General features: G+C 75.6%; 11 protein-coding genes. 6 read left to right on the forward strand and 5 right to left on the reverse strand.

Going from position 1 to position 18,222, the window contains the following annotated elements; translation table 11 throughout:
* Positions 1-54: 54 nt before the first annotated feature.
* The 3 genes from CR162_RS07845 to CR162_RS07855 form a co-directional block, all read right to left on the reverse strand.
* On the reverse strand, positions 55-1,659 hold the full coding sequence (locus CR162_RS07845) for a zinc-binding metallopeptidase family protein (RefSeq protein ID WP_099094991.1): 1,605 nt from the start codon (positions 1,657-1,659) through the stop codon (positions 55-57).
* Between the two features lie 36 nt (positions 1,660-1,695).
* Positions 1,696-3,279 carry an ABC transporter substrate-binding protein gene (locus CR162_RS07850; RefSeq protein WP_099094992.1) on the reverse strand — a complete coding sequence of 528 codons (1,584 nt, stop codon included), beginning with the start codon at positions 3,277-3,279 and terminating at the stop codon, positions 1,696-1,698.
* A gap of 90 nt (positions 3,280-3,369) precedes the next feature.
* The gene (locus tag CR162_RS07855) at positions 3,370-4,800 is read right to left on the reverse strand and encodes an amidohydrolase family protein (protein WP_099094993.1); all 1,431 of its coding nucleotides are present in this window, start codon (positions 4,798-4,800) and stop codon (positions 3,370-3,372) included.
* Between the two features lie 130 nt (positions 4,801-4,930).
* On the opposite strand from CR162_RS07855, the gene CR162_RS07860 reads away from it, so the two are divergent.
* The 3 genes from CR162_RS07860 to CR162_RS07870 all read left to right on the forward strand — a co-directional run bounded on the left by CR162_RS07860 (position 4,931) and on the right by CR162_RS07870 (position 10,644).
* Positions 4,931-5,734: an IclR family transcriptional regulator gene (locus tag CR162_RS07860; RefSeq protein ID WP_176559761.1), complete on the forward strand. Its 804-nt coding sequence runs from the start codon at positions 4,931-4,933 to the stop codon at positions 5,732-5,734.
* A gap of 105 nt (positions 5,735-5,839) precedes the next feature.
* A complete protein-coding gene (locus CR162_RS07865; RefSeq protein ID WP_099094995.1) occupies positions 5,840-7,099 on the forward strand; it encodes a metallophosphoesterase family protein in 1,260 nt (419 codons plus the stop codon).
* 17 nt (positions 7,100-7,116) lie between these two features.
* Entirely contained in the window at positions 7,117-10,644 is a 3,528-nt protein-coding gene (locus tag CR162_RS07870; RefSeq protein ID WP_176559762.1) for an AAA family ATPase, read from the forward strand.
* A gap of 15 nt (positions 10,645-10,659) precedes the next feature.
* On the opposite strand, the gene CR162_RS07875 is transcribed toward CR162_RS07870, so the two are convergent.
* Both CR162_RS07875 and CR162_RS07880 read right to left on the reverse strand, forming a co-directional pair.
* Complete coding sequence (locus CR162_RS07875; RefSeq protein ID WP_099094997.1) at positions 10,660-11,625, reverse strand: 2-hydroxyacid dehydrogenase; 966 nt, start codon at positions 11,623-11,625, stop codon at positions 10,660-10,662.
* 119 nt (positions 11,626-11,744) lie between these two features.
* Complete coding sequence (locus tag CR162_RS07880) at positions 11,745-13,028, reverse strand: alpha-hydroxy acid oxidase (protein WP_245870198.1); 1,284 nt, start codon at positions 13,026-13,028, stop codon at positions 11,745-11,747.
* Between the two features lie 230 nt (positions 13,029-13,258).
* Between CR162_RS07880 and CR162_RS07885 the strand changes: the two genes are divergently transcribed.
* The 3 genes from CR162_RS07885 (at position 13,259) to CR162_RS07895 (ending at position 18,152) form a co-directional block, all read left to right on the forward strand.
* Complete coding sequence (locus CR162_RS07885) at positions 13,259-13,996, forward strand: FadR/GntR family transcriptional regulator (protein WP_099094999.1); 738 nt, start codon at positions 13,259-13,261, stop codon at positions 13,994-13,996.
* A gap of 149 nt (positions 13,997-14,145) precedes the next feature.
* Entirely contained in the window at positions 14,146-16,179 is a 2,034-nt protein-coding gene (locus CR162_RS07890) for a hydantoinase/oxoprolinase family protein (RefSeq protein ID WP_218014850.1), read from the forward strand.
* Positions 16,179-18,152, forward strand: coding sequence for a hydantoinase B/oxoprolinase family protein (locus tag CR162_RS07895; protein WP_099095001.1), 1,974 nt, complete (start codon positions 16,179-16,181; stop codon positions 18,150-18,152). The genes CR162_RS07890 and CR162_RS07895 overlap by 1 nt, the downstream gene beginning before the upstream one ends.
* Positions 18,153-18,222: the final 70 nt, after the last annotated feature.

Below are 18,222 nucleotides of genomic sequence, written 5' to 3' on the forward strand. Positions count from 1 at the left end.
GCATGGATCAGGGCGAACGGAAAACGCCCCTGGCCCATGCCCGCCTCCCCCTGCCTAGAGCGGCTCGCCGGCGCCCGTGCCCTCATGCGGCGTCGGGATGCACCATTCCTCGCCGCGCGGGGTCGAGACGTATTCCGGCCAGCGCAGATCGACCGGCGGGTCGAAATCGGCCGGCAGCAGCGGTCCCACCCACTGGCTGCCGCCGACGCCGCCCCCCGTGCGCTCGCGAAACTCCGCCTGCGCCGCCTCCAGCGCGCCGGGCTTGGCCGCCAGGTCGAGCAGGGTCAGCGCCATGGTGCGGCCGGCGACGAACATGCCCGGATCGACCGCCGCGGGCAGCCCGCCCAGCGCGTTGTAGGCCCAGGCCGGATAGGCATAGCCCGGCTGCGGCGTCCGCAGGCGCGGGCGCGCCGCCAGCAGCCGCACCGTCGGGCAGTGCCAGGAATATTCCACATAGTCGTCGGCGCTGAGGTGCTTCTGCCAGGGCGGCAGGCCGGCGCGCAGCTTGGCCTCGTTCTCCTCCGGCGAGGTCAGGCGCGAGACGGCGGCGATGAAGGGATCCTCCATCGGCTCCAGCCCGAGGTTGCGCTGGATGGCGCGGCCGAACTCCAGCGCCTCCTCGGAGAAGCGCGGCGCGCCGACCTCCTGCAGGTTGGCCCAGGTGAGGTCGGTCATCGCCGTGTTGGGCAGGCCGACGCGCGTCTTGGTCACCCAGCGCACGAAGGCGCGGCAGCCGGTGATGGCGGCGACGTGCCGCGCATTGGCCGCCAGCACCTTCCAGATCTGCTCCTGGATGGCGAGCGAGGAGGAGCGCCAGGAATACTGGATCTGGCTGAAGCGGGGGGGAAGGTTGTCGGAGGTCGCGCCGCCATCGCCCAGGATGTACTCGTTCAGCGTCCAGGAGCCGCTGTGCGGGAACATCGCCTCCTTGGTGTACTTGGTCGTGGTGTACATCAGGCACAGCGCGTCCACCGCGCCCGGGCAGCGGGCGATGGCGTGCGAGGCGTCGATCGGCATCAGCGACGGATCAACCCACTTCTCCGGCGCCTCCGCCTCGAAGCTGATCACCGCGCTCCAATAGGCGCCGAAATGCGTCTCGCCCGTCACCGTGTTGGAGGGCCAGGGGTGCCACACCACGGCGGCGTCCAGCCCGTCGAAATAGCCCTTGGCGGCATGGATCGGCTTGGAGCCGCAGACCTTCTCCGCCGGCTCGCCGAACAGCTTCAGCGTGCCCGCGAAGCCCTGCGCCTGCATGGCCGACTTCGCGGCCAGGATGGCGGTGAGCGCCGCCGTGCCCAGCACCGAATGCGGGTCCGTGTGGCCCGCCGCATAGGGGTGCAGCCCCTCGCGCGGCGCCTTGCGCGGCACCACCTGCTGCGAGTTGCCGGGCACCGCGTCATATTCGGAGAAGCTGGCCAGCACCGGCCCGCCCTCGCCCTGCGTCCAGGTGGCGGCGAAGGCGGTGGGCATCTGGCCCGACCCTTCCTCCACCTCGAAGCCCTCGGCGCGCAGGATCTCCACATAGTCCCGCACCGACCGGTATTCGCGCCAGGCCGGCTCGGCATGCTCCCAGATGCGCTTGTTGAAGGCGGAAAGCCGCGCCTCGTTCTCCGTGATCCAGTCCATCGCGTGCCGGCGGGCCGCCGTCAGTCGTTCCATCGGTCGTCACTCCGCTGCTGTGTTCGTGGGCGGCCCTCAGGCCGGACGGACGTTCCAGAAGGTGGGGAAGCCGTCCAGCACGCCGGTGATGCTGTTGCGGTGGGCGGTGGGCTGCATGTACTGGCCGAGCGGCAGGTAGGGCACGCTCTGCATCGCCTGACGCTGGATGTCGCGGCAGATCGCGGCCTGCGCCGCCTCGTCCGGCGCCTCGAACCAGGCGTCGCGCAGCGCGTTGATGCGCGCATCCTCCGACCACCCGGCATAGCTGCCATCCGCGCGCAGCGCCATGTGGACCGCCGGGTTCAGCCAGTCCGTGCCGGACCAGGTGGTGACGAAGCCGCTCCAGCCGCCCTCGGAGACCGGGCCCTTGCGGTTGCGCCGCTGCAGCATGGCGTTGAACTCGACGGCGTAGATCTCGACGTCCATGCCGAGGCGCTTGAGCAGGTCGGCGGTGACGGAGCCGAGCGCCATGCCGGCGGCGGTGTTGTTGCCCGCCATGATCACCACCTTCTCGCCCTTGTAGCCGGCGGCGCGGATCTCCTCGCGCGCCTTGTCCAGGTTGCGCGGGCCGATCAGCGGCTCCAGCCCCGCATCGGAGCCCATCGGCGTGTTGGGGCAGAAGAAGCCGAGCGGCACATGGAACAGCGCCGGATCGTCCACGCCGACAATGGCCTGCATGCAGTCCGACTGGCTGACCGCGCCCCACAGCGCGCGGCGGATGGCCGGGTTGTCGAAGGGCGGGTGCAGGTGGTTCAGCCGCAGCATGGTGACGAAGCCGGTCGGGTCCAGCACGCGCGTCGTCACGTTGCGGGCCCGCTTCAGCAGCGGAAGCTGGTCGTGATAGGCGTATTCCTGCCAGTCCTGCTCGCCCGAGATGAGCGCCGCGGTGGCCGTGCCGCTGTCGGGGATGGAGACCCACTCGACGCGGTCGTAATGCACGACCTTCGGGCCGGAGGTCCAGGACAGCGTGCCGTCCGGGCGCGGCACGTAGCGCTCGAACCTGGTGAACACGTTCATCGCGCCGGCCACGCGCTCATCCGCCTTGAAGCGGAACGGGCCGCTGCCGACGATCTCGGGCACCGGCTTGAACGGGTCCGTCATCGCCAGCCGCTCGGGCATCATCGCGCAGACCGGCACGGAGGCCTTGCCGAGGGCGATGGGCAGCAGCGGGAAGGGCCGCTTGAGGCGGAAGCGGATGGTCCTGTCGTCGGGGGCCGAGATCTCCTCCGTCGCGGCCATCAGCGAGATGCCGAACACGTCGCGCTGGCCCCAGCGCTTCAGGCTGGCCACGCAGTCCCGCGCCAGCACGCGCTCGCCATCGTGCCACAGCAGGCCGTCGCGCAGCGTCAGGTCCCAGCGCAGCCCGTTATCCTCGACGCGGTGGCCGGCCACCATCTGCGGCGTGGCGCGGAAGTTGCCGTCCATGCCGTAGAGCGTGTCGTACACCATGTAGGCGTAGTTGCGCGTGATGTAGCCGGTGGTCAGGATCGGATCGAGCGTCACCAGGTCCTGCTGCGGCGTGAAGCGCAGCGTGGTGGCGGTGGCCGCCCGCAGCCTCGCGGGCAGGGCCAGCGCCGTGGCGCCGGCCCCGAGGCCCTGAAGCAGTGTACGCCGTTGCATTGAGAGTCTCCTTTCCTCGTCAAGCCGTGCCGTGTGAAAGCCTCTTCCCCGTTTCCATTTCCTGGCCGGGGTTCATTGTTCCGCCGCCGCTCAGCCGCGGGGCGCGGCGCCCAGCGGTTCCATGCCCGCGAGGCCGGTGCCCGCGAGCAGCCGGTCGCCCGAGGCGAGCAGCCTCGCCTTTTCCGCCGCCAGCCCGGGATGGAGCAGGCGGCCATCCTGCTTCAGCAGCCGGCCGCCCACCATCACGGTGCGGATATCGGCCGCCTGCGCGAAGTGGATCAGCGCCTGCACCGGCTCCCGCGCGCCGATCATACCCAGCCCGTCGCGCCGGACGACGATGAGGTCCGCCTGCTTGCCCGGCGTCAGCGAGCCGATGCGGTGGTCGAGGCGCAGCGCGCGGGCGTTGTTGATGGTGGCCCAGCGCAGCACCGCCTCATGCGTCAGCGAGACGGTGGTGATGGGCGAGCCGCTGGTGGCGATCGCGCCGGCCGGCGCGGCGGCGGGCGCCGCCTGCTGGCGGGCCACCATGTTCTGGTTGTTGAACAGGCGGTGGATCTGCAGCGCGGCGCGCATGCAGTCCAGCATGCCGCCGCCGTTCAGCAGCTCGGTGTCCGGCGCGATGGAGGGCGCGCCGCCGAGCGCCGCCACGCGGCAGCTCAGCGGCTCCCGCGCATTGCCCTTCACCTCGGCCGCCGCGGTGGAGGTGACGGAGACGCCGCTCTCCACGATGACGCGCAGCTCCTCCTCGCCGAGATAGGTGCCGTGGACCAGGTTGTGGTCCGGGCCGAGCAGCCCTTCCGCGGCCAGGCGGCGATAGCCGTCCGGCACCAGCCGGTTGGTGTTGCCCCACACATGCGCGGAGGAAAGCAGGCCGTGTTCCCGCGCCAGCGCGAGATCGGCGCGGCACACCTCCAGCGTGGAATAGTCCGGCCCCAGGATGCAGGCGGCCAGCGTCACCCGCGCCGTGTCGCTGGCCAGCCGGGTGGTGCGCAGCCGGTGGATCTCGGCGGCGGGGTGCGGCACCTCGGAGAAATGCGGCTCGCCCGGCCTTGGCTCCGGCTTGACGGTGCCATGGCCGAACACGGCGCGGATGCCGCTGGCCAGCAGCCCGTCCAGCGCGGCGTCGGTGTGCTCGGGCGTGGCGTTGCCGTGGCACCAGTCGAACAGCGTGGTGGTGCCGGCATCGAGCTGCGCCAGCGCGCCCATCAGGGTCGCCACGCGCATGTCCTCGGGCCGGTAGCGCGGCCCGAGCACGCCATGCATGATCCGGAAGTAGTCGGCGCTGGTCCAGTCGCCGCCGATGGCGCGCAGCGCGGTCTGCCAGCTGTGCAGGTGCGCGTTCACCAGTCCGGGCAGCACGAGGCAGCCCCCCGCCTCGATCACCGCCGCGCCCGGCGGTGCCTCCAGGGCAGGGGCCACGGCCAGGATGCGGTCATCCTCCACCAGCACGTCGCCCTGCGGCAGGCGGCCGATGCGCTCGTCCATCGACAGCACGAGACCGCCCCTGATCAGCGTCCGCATCGCCCTGCTCCCCGGCCTTGCAAAACGGGCACGCGTTCTCTATAGAGAACAACGTTCTTCTAAAAGGATGGTGCCGCCGCTGTTCCGGGCTTGTCAACCGGCGCGGCGCGCTTTGTCGCGGAGCATGCGCATGGCAGCGGGTGAGGGGGGCGGCGCCGTTCCGGCCGTCGGCAAGTGCCTGTCCATCATCCGGCTGCTCGATGCCGAGCCGGCGCCGGGCCTGGGCCTCGCTGCCATCGCCGGCCGGCTCGGCCTCACCAAGAGCCACTGCCTGATGATCCTGCGCACCCTGGCCGCCGAAGGCTGGGTGCGCCACGATGCCGAGCGCCAGCGCTACGCGCTCGCGCCCGCGCTGCTGCTGGACCTGGCCGCCACCATCCGCCGGCACGACCGCGCGGCGCTGGTGCACGACGTGCTGGCGCGGCTGGCGGAGGGCACCGGCCTGCCCTGCCTGCTGTGCCGGGTGAACCGCGATGGCAGCTTCACCTGCGTGGACCGCGTCCAGGGCGGCAGCGCCGGCGCCGGCCTCGTCATCAACGTGCCGCTCGGCCACCGCTACCCGCCCGATGCGCCGGCGCAGATGCGGGCGCGGCTGGCCGCGCTGCCGGCGGCGCGTGCCACGGCCCTGCTGGAGGCCATGGAGATCCGCGCCTTCACCCCGGCCACCGTGACGGACAGGGCGGCCATCCTGCGGGAGGTGGAGGAGGCGCGGCGGCTGGGCTACGCCATCGGCCGCATGGAGTATCTGGAGGGCATCATGAGCATCGCCACGGCCCTGCCCGGCGCGGCGGGCGAGGCGGGCATGGTGCTGCAATGCACCGGCCCGCAGGCCGCCATGGCGGCGCGCGAGGCGGCGCTCGGCGAGGCCGTGATGGAGGCCGCCCGCCGCATCGCCCGCGCGGGCGAGGTGCCGGACGGCCGGGGCCTGCCCTGAGGCGCCCCTCCTGGACCCCGCCCCCTCTCGCCTGCGCCCCGCCCCTCGCTTGCACGCGGGCCCGCGCGTGCTAGCCTGGGCGGCGATGACGATGTCGCCGCGCCCTTGACCAGCTTCCGCTTCCTGCACGCCGCCGACCTGCACCTGGACAGCCCGCTGCGCGGCCTCGACGCCGACCGATCCGCCCCCGCCGCGCGCATCCGCGGCGCCAGCCGCGAGGCGCTCTCCGCCCTGGTGGAGCTGGCCATCGCCGAGGCGGTGGACTTCGTCGTCATCGCCGGCGACCTTTATGACGGCGACTGGTCGGATTTCCGCACCGGCCAGGTGCTGGTCGCCGCCCTGGCGCGGCTCACCCGCGCCGGCATCCGCGTCGTCGCCATCCGCGGCAACCATGACGCCGAGAGCCAGATCACCCGCGAGCTGCGCCTGCCGGAAGGCGCCACGCTGCTCTCCACCCGCCGCCCCGAGAGCGTGGTGCTGGCGGAGCACGGCGTGGTGCTGCACGGCCAGAGCTTCGCCAGCCGCGACGTGACGGAGAACCTCGCCCTCGGCTACCCGCCGCCGCGCCCGGGGATGTTCAACCTCGCCCTGCTGCACACGGCGGCGACGGGCCGCCCGGGCCACGCCTCCTACGCGCCCTGCACGGTCGAGCAGCTCGCCCGGCACGGCCATGACTACTGGGCGCTCGGCCACATCCACACGCGCGAGGTGGTGCTGCGCGACCCCTGGATCGTCTTTCCCGGCAACCTCCAGGGCCGCCACATCAACGAGGCGGGCGGCAAGGGCGCCAGCATCGTCACCGTGCGGGAAGGCCGCGTCGCCGCCGTGGAGCACCGGGCGCTGGACGTGGTGCGCTGGCAGCGCGTGGCGGTGGACTGCGCCGGCGCGGCGGATGACGACGCCGTGCTGAACCGCGTGGTGCGCGCCGTGGGCGAGGCGGTGGACGCCGCCGACGGGCGCCTGCTGGCGCTGCGGCTGGAGCTTTCCGGCCCGACCGCCGCCCATGCTGGCCTGGCGCGCGACCAGGCCGCGACGCTGGGCCGCTTGCGCGCCGCGGCGCTGGAGGCGGCGCCGGAGGAGGCGTTCTGGATCGAGGCGGTGCGGCTCGGCACCCGGCCCGCCGTGCCGCCCGCGCCGAGGACGGATGCGGTGGGGCAGCTGCTCGGCGGCATCGCCACCCTGCCGCCCGGCGCGCTGCCCGCCGACCTCGCCGAATACGCCGGGCAGCTCCTGGAGCGCGCGCCCGGCCTGCGGGACGCGCTGGGCCCCGACCATCCGGCGGTGCAGGCGGCCGAGGGGCGGATCGGCGCCGAATGGCTGGACCGGGCGCGCGGCATGCTGCTCGCCCGCCTGTCCGACGACTGAGCGGCGCGGGAGCCGGGATGCGCCTGACCCGCCTCGCGCTGCGCCATTACGGCCCCTTCGCCGAGGCCGCGCTCGACCTCAGCGCCGAGCCGGGCTGCGTCAACCTGGTGGTGGCGCCGAACGGCGCCGGCAAGTCGGTGCTGCGCGCCGCCTTCGGCGACCTGCTCTTCGGCATCGGCATGCAGACGCCGATGGGCTTCCGCCACGGCTATGGCGGCATGCAGGTTTCCGCCGAGGGGGTGGCGCCGGATGGCCGCCGCTTCGCCTTCACCCGCCGCAAGGGCAAGGGCGCCGGCCCGCTGCTGGGGCCGGACGGGGCGCCGCTCGACCCCGGCCTGCTGCCCGGCCTCCTGGGCGGCGCCGACCGCCCCCTGCTGGAGCGCCTCTTCGCGCTGGACACGGCGCTGCTGCGCGCGGGCGGGGCGGGGCTGCTGGCCTCGGGCGGCGCGCTGGCGGAGGCGCTGCTGCAGGCGGCGGGCGGGCTGCGCCCGGCGCAGCGCCTGGGGCAGGAGCTGCTGGCGGCGCGCGACCGCCTGGCGCCCCCGCGCAAATCCGCCCAGCGCCCCTTCTACGAGGCGCTCGACCGGCTGAAATCCGCCCGGGACGCGCTGCGCGGCAACCTGCTGCGCCCCGCGCAATGGCGCGAGCGCGAGCGCGCGCTGGAGGAGGCCGCGCGGCGGCTGGAAGAGGCCCGCGCCGGGGCCGCCCGGGCCGCCGCCACGCTGCGCCGGCTGGAGCGGGTGCGCCGCCTGGCCCCCGCCCTGCGCCGGCACGATGCCGCCGCGGCCTGGCTGGCGGAGAACGCCCACGCGCCGCTTCTGCCGGCCGACCTCGCCGGCCGCATCCAGGCGGCGAGCGAGCAGGCCGCGCGGGCCGCGAGCGGCGCCGGGGAGGCGGCCCGCCAGCACCAGGCCCTGGCCGCCGACGCCGCCGCGCTGGCGCCTTCCGCGCCCTGGCTGGAGCGCGCCGGCCGCATCGCCGCGCTGCGCGAGGCCGCCGGCGCCGCGGCCCGGGCGCGCGAGGCGCTTCCCGCCCTGGCGCGGGAGCTGCGCGACACGGAGCGGCTGGTCGAGGACCGGCTGCACGGGCTGGGCTTCGCCGGGGAAGCGGGCGGGGGCGTGGCGGGCGCGGCCGCGCTGGTGCCGCCACCCGGCCTGCTGGAGAAGGCGCGCCGCCTGACCGGCGAGCACGCGCCGCTGGCCGAGGCGGAGCGGGAAGCGCCCCGCCGCCTGGAACGGCTCCGCGCCGCCTGCCGGGAGGCGGAGGCGGCGCTCGCCGCGCTGCCGCCCGCGCGCGATGCCGCGGCGCTGGAGGCGCTGGAGGCCTTGCTGGCGGCGAGCCGCGCGGGAGGCGAGCCGGCGGCGCGGCTGGCCGAGGCACGGCGCGCCGTGGCGGAGGCGGAAAGCGCCTGGGCCGGCCGCGCCGCCCGCCTTCCCGCCGCCTGGCGCGCGGCCGGGGCGCTGCGTGCCCTGGCGCCGCCGGGCGCCGCCCTGCTGGAGCGGCGGGCCGCTGCCCTGCGCGCGGCCGAGATGGCGCTGCGCGATGCCGGCGCGGAGGAGGCGCGCGCCGGGGCCGCCCTGGCCGGCAGCCGGGAGCGGCTGGCCGCGCTGGAACAGGGCGGCTGCCTGCCCGGTGCCGCCGCCCTGGCCGAGGCGCGCGGGCGGCGCGACGCGGCCTGGCACCGGCTGCGCGAGCAGGGCTGGAAGGCGGCGGAGGCCGAGGCCTACCGCCTGCTGGTGGCGGAGGCCGACCATGTCGCCGATCTGCGCTTCGCCGGGGCGGGCCGGCTGCGCGAGGCGGACATGCTGGCCGAGACCGTGGCGCGGCAGCAGGCGGCCTGGGACGAGGCGCGGCGCGCCGCCTCCGCCGCCCGGGGCGCGCTGGAGGCCGCGCGCCAGGGCTGGGCCGCCCTTCTCGCCCCGCTTGGCCTGGATGCCGGCACCGCGCCGGAGGAGCTGCCCGCGCTGTTCGCCGCCCGGGAGGAGGCGCTCGACGCCGCCGCCGCCTGCGAGCGCGCGCGGGCCGCGCTGGCCGAGCGGGCCGAGCGACAGGCGGCCGATGCGCGGCGCCTGGCCGCCCTGCTGGGCGATCCGGCGGCGGCGGGCGCACCGGACGGCACGGCCCTGCCGGTGCTGCTGGACCGCGCCGGGGCCGTGCTGCGCGAGGCCCGCGCCTCGGCCACGGAGCGCGCCCTGCGCCGGCAGGCCGCGCTGGACCGCCGCGAGGAACTGGCCGAGGCGGAACGCGACGCGCTGGAGCGGACCCGGCGGCTGGAAGGCTGGCGGGCCGAATGGGGGGCGGTGCTGGCGGCGCTGCGCCGCCCGGCGGAGGAAGGCCCGGCGGAGGGCGCGGCGGCGCTGGAGCTGCTCGGCCAGCTCGGGCCCCTGCTGCGGCAGGCCGAGGCCCTGGCCGAGCGCCACGGCGCCGCGACGGCCGAGCTGGCCGCCTTCACCGCCGAGGCGGCCGGCCTTTGCGCCGAGCTGGGCGAGGCCGCGCCCGCCGATCCGGTGCTGGCCTCCCGCCACCTGGCCACGCGGCTGGAGGAGGAGCAATCCTGCCTCGCCCGGCGCGACGCGCTGCGGCAGCAGGCGGAAGCCGCCGCCCGCGCCGCCGCCGCGCAGGAGCGCGAGGCGGCGGCGCGCCGGGAGGAACTGGGCGCCGCCATCGCCGCGGCCGGGGCCGGTATGCTGGAGGAGGCCGTGCGCCGCCTCGCCCTCGCCGCCGAGCGGGAGCGGCGGGAAGCGGCGCGCGAGGCGGCGCTGGCGGAGATCCTGGAGGGCCAGGACGGAACGGGGCAGGATTGGACCGGCCAGAACGGCCTGGACCTCGCGGCCCTGCGCGCCGAGCAGGCGGCGCATCCGCCCGAGGCGCTGGAAGCGGCGCTGGAGGCGGCGCGCGAGGCCGGCGCCGCCGCCCAGCGCGCGGCCGAGGGCGCGGCCGAGGACCGCGCCCGCGCCGAGGCCGAGTTGCAGCGCCTCGGCGCCGATGGCGCGGCGCAGGCCGCGGCGGCGGAGGAGCAGGCGGCGCTGGCCCGGATCGGCCAGGTGCTGGAGGAGGCGGTGCTGCTCCAGGCCGCGCGCTCCCTGCTGGGCGCTGCGATGGAGGGCGTGCAGGAGGCGGGGGACGATGCGCGGCTGCGCCGCATCGGCGCCGTCTTCGCCGCGCTGACCGAGGGCGCCTATCCGGCCCTCGCCGCGCGGGAGGACGAGAAGGGCGTGGCCCACCTGCTGGCGCGCCGCGCCGCGCCGGAGGGCGAGGAGACGGGGGTGGAGGCGCTGTCCGAGGGCACGCGGGACCAGCTCTTCCTGGCGCTGCGGCTGGTGGCGATCGAGGACCATGTGGCGGCCGCCACGCCGCTGCCCTTCCTGGGAGACGACATCCTGCAGAGCTTCGACGACGGGCGCGCCGCCGCCGCCCTCCGGGCCCTGCGGGCGTTCAGCCGCACCACCCAGGTGATCCTGCTGACCCACCACCGCCACCTGGCCGTGCTGGCCGGGCAGGCCCTGCCGGCCGGCGCGCTGCATGTGCGGGCGCTGCCGGGCTGAGGGCCGCGCCGGGCCTCAGCGGACGAGGTCGGCCGCCGCCACGGGCTCGCCGCGCAGGACGCGCTCGATGTTGCCGATGATCTGGAGGATGGCCCTGTCGAAGTTGTCGGCCGCCATGGCGGCGATGTGCGGCGTGGCCACGACGTTGTCGAACCGCAGCAGCGGGTTGCCGGCGGGGGTGGGCTCGACCTCGTAGACATCGGTGGCCGCGCCCCGGATCTCGCCCGCCTCCAGCGCCGCGACGAGGTCGGCCTCGACCACCACGCCGCCGCGCGCCACGTTGATGAGCACGGCGTGGCGCCGCATCCTGCGCAGCGCCGCGCGGTCGATCAGCCCGGCGGTCTGCGGCGTCAGCGGGCAGTGCAGCGAGACGACGTCGCTTTCGGCCAGGATCTCCGGCACGGTCGCGAAGCTGACGCCCTGCGCGGCCTCCTCCGCCGCCGGCAGGCGGGTGGTCTTGTTGTAGAGGATGCGGCCGTTGAAGGGCCGCAGCAGCCGCGCGACGTTCTGCCCGATCGCGCCATAGCCGATGATGCCCACCGTCCTGCCGGACAGCATCAGGCTCGGCTTGGGCAGGGTGGTGGTGCGCCACTCGCCGGCGCGCAGCGAGCTGTGGCCGAAGGCGAGGTTGCGCAGCAGGGCCAGCATCAGGCCGAGCGTGAACTCGGCGACGGGGACCGCGTTGCTGCCCGTGGTGCGCGCCACCGTGACGCCCCGCGCCCGTGCCGCCTCCAGGTCGAAATTGTCGACGCCCACGCCCCATTTGTGCAGCAGCCGCGCCTTTCCGGCGGCCTCCAGCAGCGCCGCGTCCACCGCCACCTGCCCGGACACCAGCACATCCGCATCCGCCGCCAGCGCGCGCAGATGCGCGGGGTCGCGGCTTGTGGCATGGGCGAGCTCCATGCCTTCCGGCAGCAGGCCGCGCATGCGGGCGGCGGTCTCGGCGGTGATCGGGTCGAGCACGACGATCTTGCAGGGCATCGGGGGGAAATCCATACGCGGTGTCGGCCGGCGGGGTGCCGCGCCCGGCGCAGCCTGTGCAGAAACCGGCCCGCCCGCAAGCCGCCCCCGCAAGCCGCTCCCGCAAACCGGCGCCGCCCTCAGGCCGCGCCCGTTCCGCCGGCGCCTTCCTCCGGCGCCGGCACGCCACGGATGCGCTGGAGGTGCTGCATGCCCACCTCGCCCACCGAGAGGCAGCCGAGCAGCGCCAGGTTGCGGTCCACCTCCTGGCCCAGGATCTCGATGCCGTGCCGCACGCCCGCCTCGCCGCCCACCGCGGCGGCGTAGAGGAAGGGGCGGCCGACAAACACGAAGTCCGCCCCGAGCGCGAGCGCCTTCAGCACGTCCGAGCCGCGGCGGACGCCGCCATCCATCATCACCGCCATGCCGCCGGCGGCGACGCGGATCGCGGGCAGGGCGCGCAGCGCGGAGATGGCGCCGTCGAGCTGCCGCCCGCCATGGTTGGAGACGATGACGCCGTCGATGCCCTCCTCGGCCGCGCGGCGCGCATCCTCGGCGCGCAGGATGCCCTTGACCACCAGCCGTCCCCGCCACTGCCGCCGGATCCTGGCCACATGCGCCCAGCTCAGGTGGTCGCGCGCGCCGAAGTCGCGCTCCACGTTGCGGGCGATGATGGGCGCGCCGCGCTCGGCGTAGTTGTTCTCGAAATGCGGCATGCCGTGGCGGCGCAGGGTCCGCCACAGCGTGTCCCACAGCCAGAGCGGCCGGGTCGCGCCGTCCCAGGCCAGGCGCAGCGAGGGCTTCAGCGGCGTGGAGAAGCCGGTGCGGATGTTGTTCTCGCGGTTGCCCATGGTGGTGGTGTCCACCGTCAGCACCAGCGTGCCGAAGCCGGCCTGCTCCACCCGGCCGATGAGCCTGGCGATGCGCGCCTCGTCCCCCGGCAGGTAGGCCTGGAACCAGCTTCCCGGCGCCGCGTGCGCCACCTCCTCCATGGGGATGAGGGAGGAGCCGCTCATCACCATCGGGATGCCCGCCGCGGCCGCCGCGCGCGCCAGCACCAGGTCGCCGCGATAGGCCATGATGGCGCTGATGCCCATGGGCGCGATGCCGAAGGGGGCGTTGTGGCGCTGGCCGAACAGCGAGGTGGCGATGCTGCGCTTCGAGACGTCGATCAGGTAGCGCGGGCGGAAGGCCCATTCGGCGAAGGCGTCGCGGTTGTCGCGGAGGGCGGCGTTGGTTTCCGCCGCGCCGGCGATGTAGCCGAAGAGCGGGCGCGGCAGCTTGCGCCGGGCGGCCGGCTCGAAGTCGTCGAGCGCCAGGACCGGGCGCAGGTGCCGCGGCGTCCCGTGCCCCACCGCCCGGTACATCGCCCGAGGCGGCGGCGGCGCTGCGACGGTGGGCGGGCCTTCCGCGTCCCGGCTCACGGCGCCCGCCCCCGTGGCTGGAAGGGCTGGAAGGGCGGGACGGGCTGGCCTGGGGCGCCGGGCCGGCGGATCGAGCGAGGCAAGAGCGGGAGGTTCCTTGCAGGCCGCCTGCGCCGGGCATGGCGGCGTTGGCCGTGTCGCGCATGATCCTGACAACTTCGCCGAAAACCTGTCAATATGCCTGACAGGAAGGTGCCCGCCGCGCGGGCCGCCAGGGGCGCGGGAGGCCGATGCGCAAGACCATCGAGGGAGCGGGGCTGGAGCCGGCGCGGGCGCCGCGGCTGGGCGACCGGCTCTATGGGCGGATCCTGGAGCAGATCATCTCCGGCCATTTCCAGGCGGGCGACAAGCTGCCCTCGGAAAGCCAGATCTGCCAGGCCTTCGGCGTGTCCCGCCCCACCGTGCGCGAGGCGCTGACGCGGCTGCACGCCGACGGGCTGGTGACGACGCGGCGGGGCTCCGGCACCTTCGTGCTGCGGCGCCCGCCTGGCCAGCTCGCCACCCTGGCGGAGGCGTCGGACGTGGCGGGGCTGCTGCGCTGCATGGAGGTGCGGATGGCGCTGGAGGACCGCGCGGCGGGGCTGGCCGCCCGGCGGCGCACGCCGCGCCAGATGGAGGCGGTGCTGCGCGCGCTCGACGCGCTGCGCGCGAGCTTCGGCGAGGCCGCCGGCGCCCTGGCGCCCGCCCGCGCGGACTACGCGTTCCACCACGCCGTCGCCAGCGCCAGCGGCAACGCGCTGTTCGCGGGCATGCTGGAGATGCTGCACGGCACCATGCTGCGGGCGATGGACGTGTCGCACGGAATGCGGCGGGCGGGCTCGGCCGAATGGAGCCGCCGCATCATGGAGGAGCACGAGGCGGTGGCCGACGCCATCCGCCGGCAGGACGCCGAGGGCGCCAGCCTGGCGATGCGCCACCACCTCTACCATGCCCGCCGGCGCGTCACCGAGGAGCGCGGCGAGGGCTGAGCGGCGCGGCGGGCTCCGGGGGGGTGGGGCAGGGGCGGCGCCTGCGGCCGGCTCCCATAACCTGCGGCTATCGGCCGCCCCGAAATGGGAAATGGCGGACCCGCCCCATCCGGCGCAGGCTGGCGCCTCGGCAGGGCATGGAGGCGGACTTGGCGTGGCGCGTTGGGGTTGATATCGGCGGGACCTTCGCCGACTTCGTGGCGCTGGACACGGACAGCGGCCGGCTCACCACCCTGAAGGTGCTGACCACGCCGCAGGAGCCGGGCCAGGATGTCGCGGCGGGCCTGCGCCGCCTGGCGGAGGACGGGCTGCAGCCCGCCCGGGTGGAGCGCTTCGTCCATGGCACGACGGTGGGCGTGAACACCATCATCCAGCGGCGCGGCGCGCGGCTGGCGCTGTTCACCACCGCCGGCTTCACCGACATGCTGGAGCTGGCGCGGCTGCGCATGCCCGACACCTACAGCCTGTTCTGCGAGCGCCCCGAGCCGCTGGTCCCGCGCGAGCACGTCTTTCCCATCGAGGAGCGGATGGATGCGGAGGGCCGCACCCTCGTCCCGCCCGCCCGCGCCTCCGTGGCCGCGGCGCTGCGGGCGGCGCGGGCGGCGGGCTGCCAGGGCATCGTCGTCTCGCTGCTGCATGCCTGGCGCAACGCCGCGCATGAGGAGGCGGTGGCCGCGATGGCCGCCGAGATGGCGCCCGACCTCTTCGTCTTCCGCGGCAGCGAGGTCTGGCCCGCCATCCGCGAATACGAGCGCACCACCACCACGGTGCTGAACGCCTATGTCCACCCCCGCATCGACGCCTATCTGGAGCGGGTGGAGGCGCAGCTCGCCGCCGCCGCCATCGCGGCGCCGCTGCTGCTCACCACCTCCGCCGGCGGCACCATGACGGCGAGGCGCGGGCGGCGGGACTGCGTCGGCATGCTGCTCTCGGGCACCGCCTCGGGCGTGGTGGGGGCCGGCGTGGTGGCGCGGGCGGCGGGGCTGCCATCGGTGCTGACGCTGGATGTCGGCGGCACCAGCGCCGACGTGGCGCTGCTGCATGACGGGCTGCCCGCCTTCGGCGTCGGCCACGCGGTGGGCGAGTTCCCGCTCGCCATCCCCACCGTCGCGGTGGTCTCGAGCGGCCAGGGCGGCGGCTCCATCGCCTGGCTGGACGCGCAGGGCGTGCTGCAGGTGGGGCCCGAGAGCGCCGGCTCCACCCCCGGCCCCGCCTGCTTCGGCCGCGGCGGCGAGCGCTGCACGGTGACGGACGCGGCGCTGCTCTGCGGCATCCTCGGCCAGGGCGAGCTGGGCTTCGGCGCCATCGCTCCCCAGGCGGAGCTGGCGGAGGCGGCCATCGCCCCCATCGCCGCCCGCCTCGGCACGGATGCGGCCACGGCGGCGGAGGGCGTGCTGCAGGTGGCCATCAGCGGCATGCTGGTCGAGATCGACAAGCTGCTGGCGCGGGCGGGGATGCATGCGAGCGAGCTGACCCTGATGCCCTTCGGCGGCGCCGGCCCCATGCTGGGCGCGCTGCTGGCCGAGGCCGCCGGCCTCCGCCGCGTGCTGGTGCCGCCCGTGCCCGGCACGCTCTGCGCGCTGGGCGCCCTGGCCGCCGACCTGCGGCGGGACACCATGCGCACCGTGCTGCTGCCGCTGGAGGCGGCGGCCTGGCCCCGCCTCGCCGCCGTCTTCGCCGCTCTTTCCGCCGAGGCCGGCGCGGCGCTCGGCGAGATGAGCGGCGCGGCGGAGGCGGAGATCTCGCTGGCGGCCGACCTGCGCTACCGGGGCCAGTCCTACGAGCTGACCGTGCCGGTGCCCGCCCGCTTCCGCGAGGAGGGCTCGGCGGCGGAGATGGCGGCGCTGTTCCACGCCGCCCATGCCGAGAGCTTCGGCCATGCCGATCCGGAGGCGCCGGTGGAGGTGGTGAGCCTGCGCGCCGCCGCGCGCCATCCGGCGCCGCCCCTGCCCGTGCCGCGCCGGCCCGCCGTGCCGCATGAGGCGGCGGCGGAGGCCACGATCATGCTGCGGCTGGGCGGGCACTGGCGCCAGGCCGGGCTGTTCCGCCGCGCCGCCCTGGCGCCGGGCGCCTGCTTCACGGGCCCCGCCGTCGTCACCCAGGCGGACTGCACCGTGCTGGTGCCCCCCGCCTGGCGCGCCACGACCGACGAGCTTGGCAACCTGGTGATGGAGCAGCCCTGATGCGCACCGACCCCGTGACCCTGCAGGTGCTGCGCAACCATTGCCGCGCCGCCGCCGAGAGCATGGCGACCACCCTCTACCGCACGGCGCACTCCACCTTCGTCAAGGAGACGGAGGACTTCACCATCCAGCTGCTGGACGCGCGCGGCAAGACCTGCGCCGTGCCGCTCGACCTCGGCGCCACCTGGTATCCGGGCGTGGACTACGAGGCGGCGATCGGGCTCGTGCCGGGCGGCTACCAGCCCGGCGACATCGCCATGACGAGCGACCCCTATTCCGGCTACCTCTCCACCCACTCGCCGGACACCAACATGTGGAAGCCGGTGTTCCACGAGGGCGAGATCATCGCCTTCGCGGGCGGGCACATCCACAATGTCGATGTGGGCGGCGCGGTGCCGGCCAGCCTGTCCCGCACGCTGACGGAGGTGCACCAGGAGGGGCTGCGCGTGCCGCCCAGCAAGCTCTACCGGCAGGGCGTGCTGGACGAGACGCTGCTGCGCACCATGCTGGCCAATGTCCGCGTGCCCGAGCAGAACTGGGGCGACCTCAAGGCGCTGGTGGCGGCGGTGAACACGGGCGAGCGGCGCATCCTCGACCTCGCCCGCCGCTTCGGCGTGCAACGGCTGCAGGACGGGCTGGCGGACCTGCTCGACTATGGCGAGGCGCAGGCCCGCGCCGTGCTCTCCGGCCTGCCGGACGGCGCCTACCGCTTCGCCGACTACTGCGACGAGGACGGCGTGGGCGGCGACCCGCTGCGGCTCAACCTGACGCTGCGCATCCAGGGTGATTCCGCCGAGCTGGACTTCACCGGCACCGACCCGCAGACCCTCTCGTCGATGAACGTGCCGACGGGCGGGCATCCGCGCCATTCGCTGATCCTGGTGGGCGTCTACTATGTGCTCTCGGCGCTCAGCCCCAAGATCCTGCTGAACTTCGGCACCACCCGGCCCTTCACCTGCATCCTGCCCGAGGGCAGCGTGGTGAACCCGGCGCACCCGGCGGCGGTGGGCATGCGCAGCCTCACCTGCGCGCGGCTGCGCAGCCTGGTGTTCGGCGCCTTCGCGCAGGCCGCGCCGGAGCGGCTGCCGGCGGCGCCCGCCGGCTCCTCCTCCATCATCAACCTCGCCGCCGAGCACCCGCGCACGGGGCGGCGCGTCATCGCGGCCGTGGCGCCCATCGTCGGCGGCGGCGGCGGCATGCCGCACCGCGACGGCACGGACGGCTCTGGGGCGGATGCCGCCTACCTCAAGAACAGCCCCGTGGAGATCACCGAATCCGAGGCGCCGGTGCGCATCCTCCGCTACGGGCTGATGCCGGACACGGGCGGCGCCGGCGAGCACCGGGGCGGGCTGGCCACGGTGCTGGAATTCACCACCGACGCGCCGGACGCCACCGTGACGGCGCGCAACCGGGACCGCTCCATCTTCCGCCCGTGGGGCATCCTGGGCGGGCGGCCGGGGGCGGCCAGCACCTTCACCCTGAACCCCGGCCGGCCGGAGGAGCAGGACCTGCGCAACACCGACCTGCTGCACCTTTCGCCGGGCGACGTGGTGCGCATCGTCTCCCCCGGCGGCGGCGGGCGGGGCGACCCGGCGCGGCGCGACCCGCGCGCCGTGCTGCGCGACGTCCGCGCCGGCCGCCTCACCCCGCAGGCCGCGGAGCGCGACCATGGCGTCGTCATCCGCGACGACGCGGTGGATGCGGCGGCGACGCGGGCGCTGCGCGGCCGCATGCCGGCGCGGGCGGGCTTCGATGGCGGCGCCGAGCGCGCGGCGCACGAGGCGCGCTGGAACGCGGATGCCTATGCCGCGCTGGGCGAGGCGATGGCGCGGGTGCCGCCGAGCTGGCGCGGGCGGCTCAAGCGGCGCCTCTTCGCCGCGGTGCGCGCCGCGCCGGACGAGGCGCCGCGCGCCGTCATCGGCGCCGTGCTGCGCGAGGACCGCGCCTTCCGCCGCGCGCTGGCCGGCGAATAGGCCCGGCGCCGCCAGGCCGCCGCGGGAAGGGCGGGGCCTGGGCGGATGGGAGGACGGGGCGGCGGGCGCT

It is taken from the genome of Teichococcus rhizosphaerae, assembly GCF_002631185.1.
GTDB lineage: Bacteria > Pseudomonadota > Alphaproteobacteria > Acetobacterales > Acetobacteraceae > Pseudoroseomonas > Pseudoroseomonas rhizosphaerae.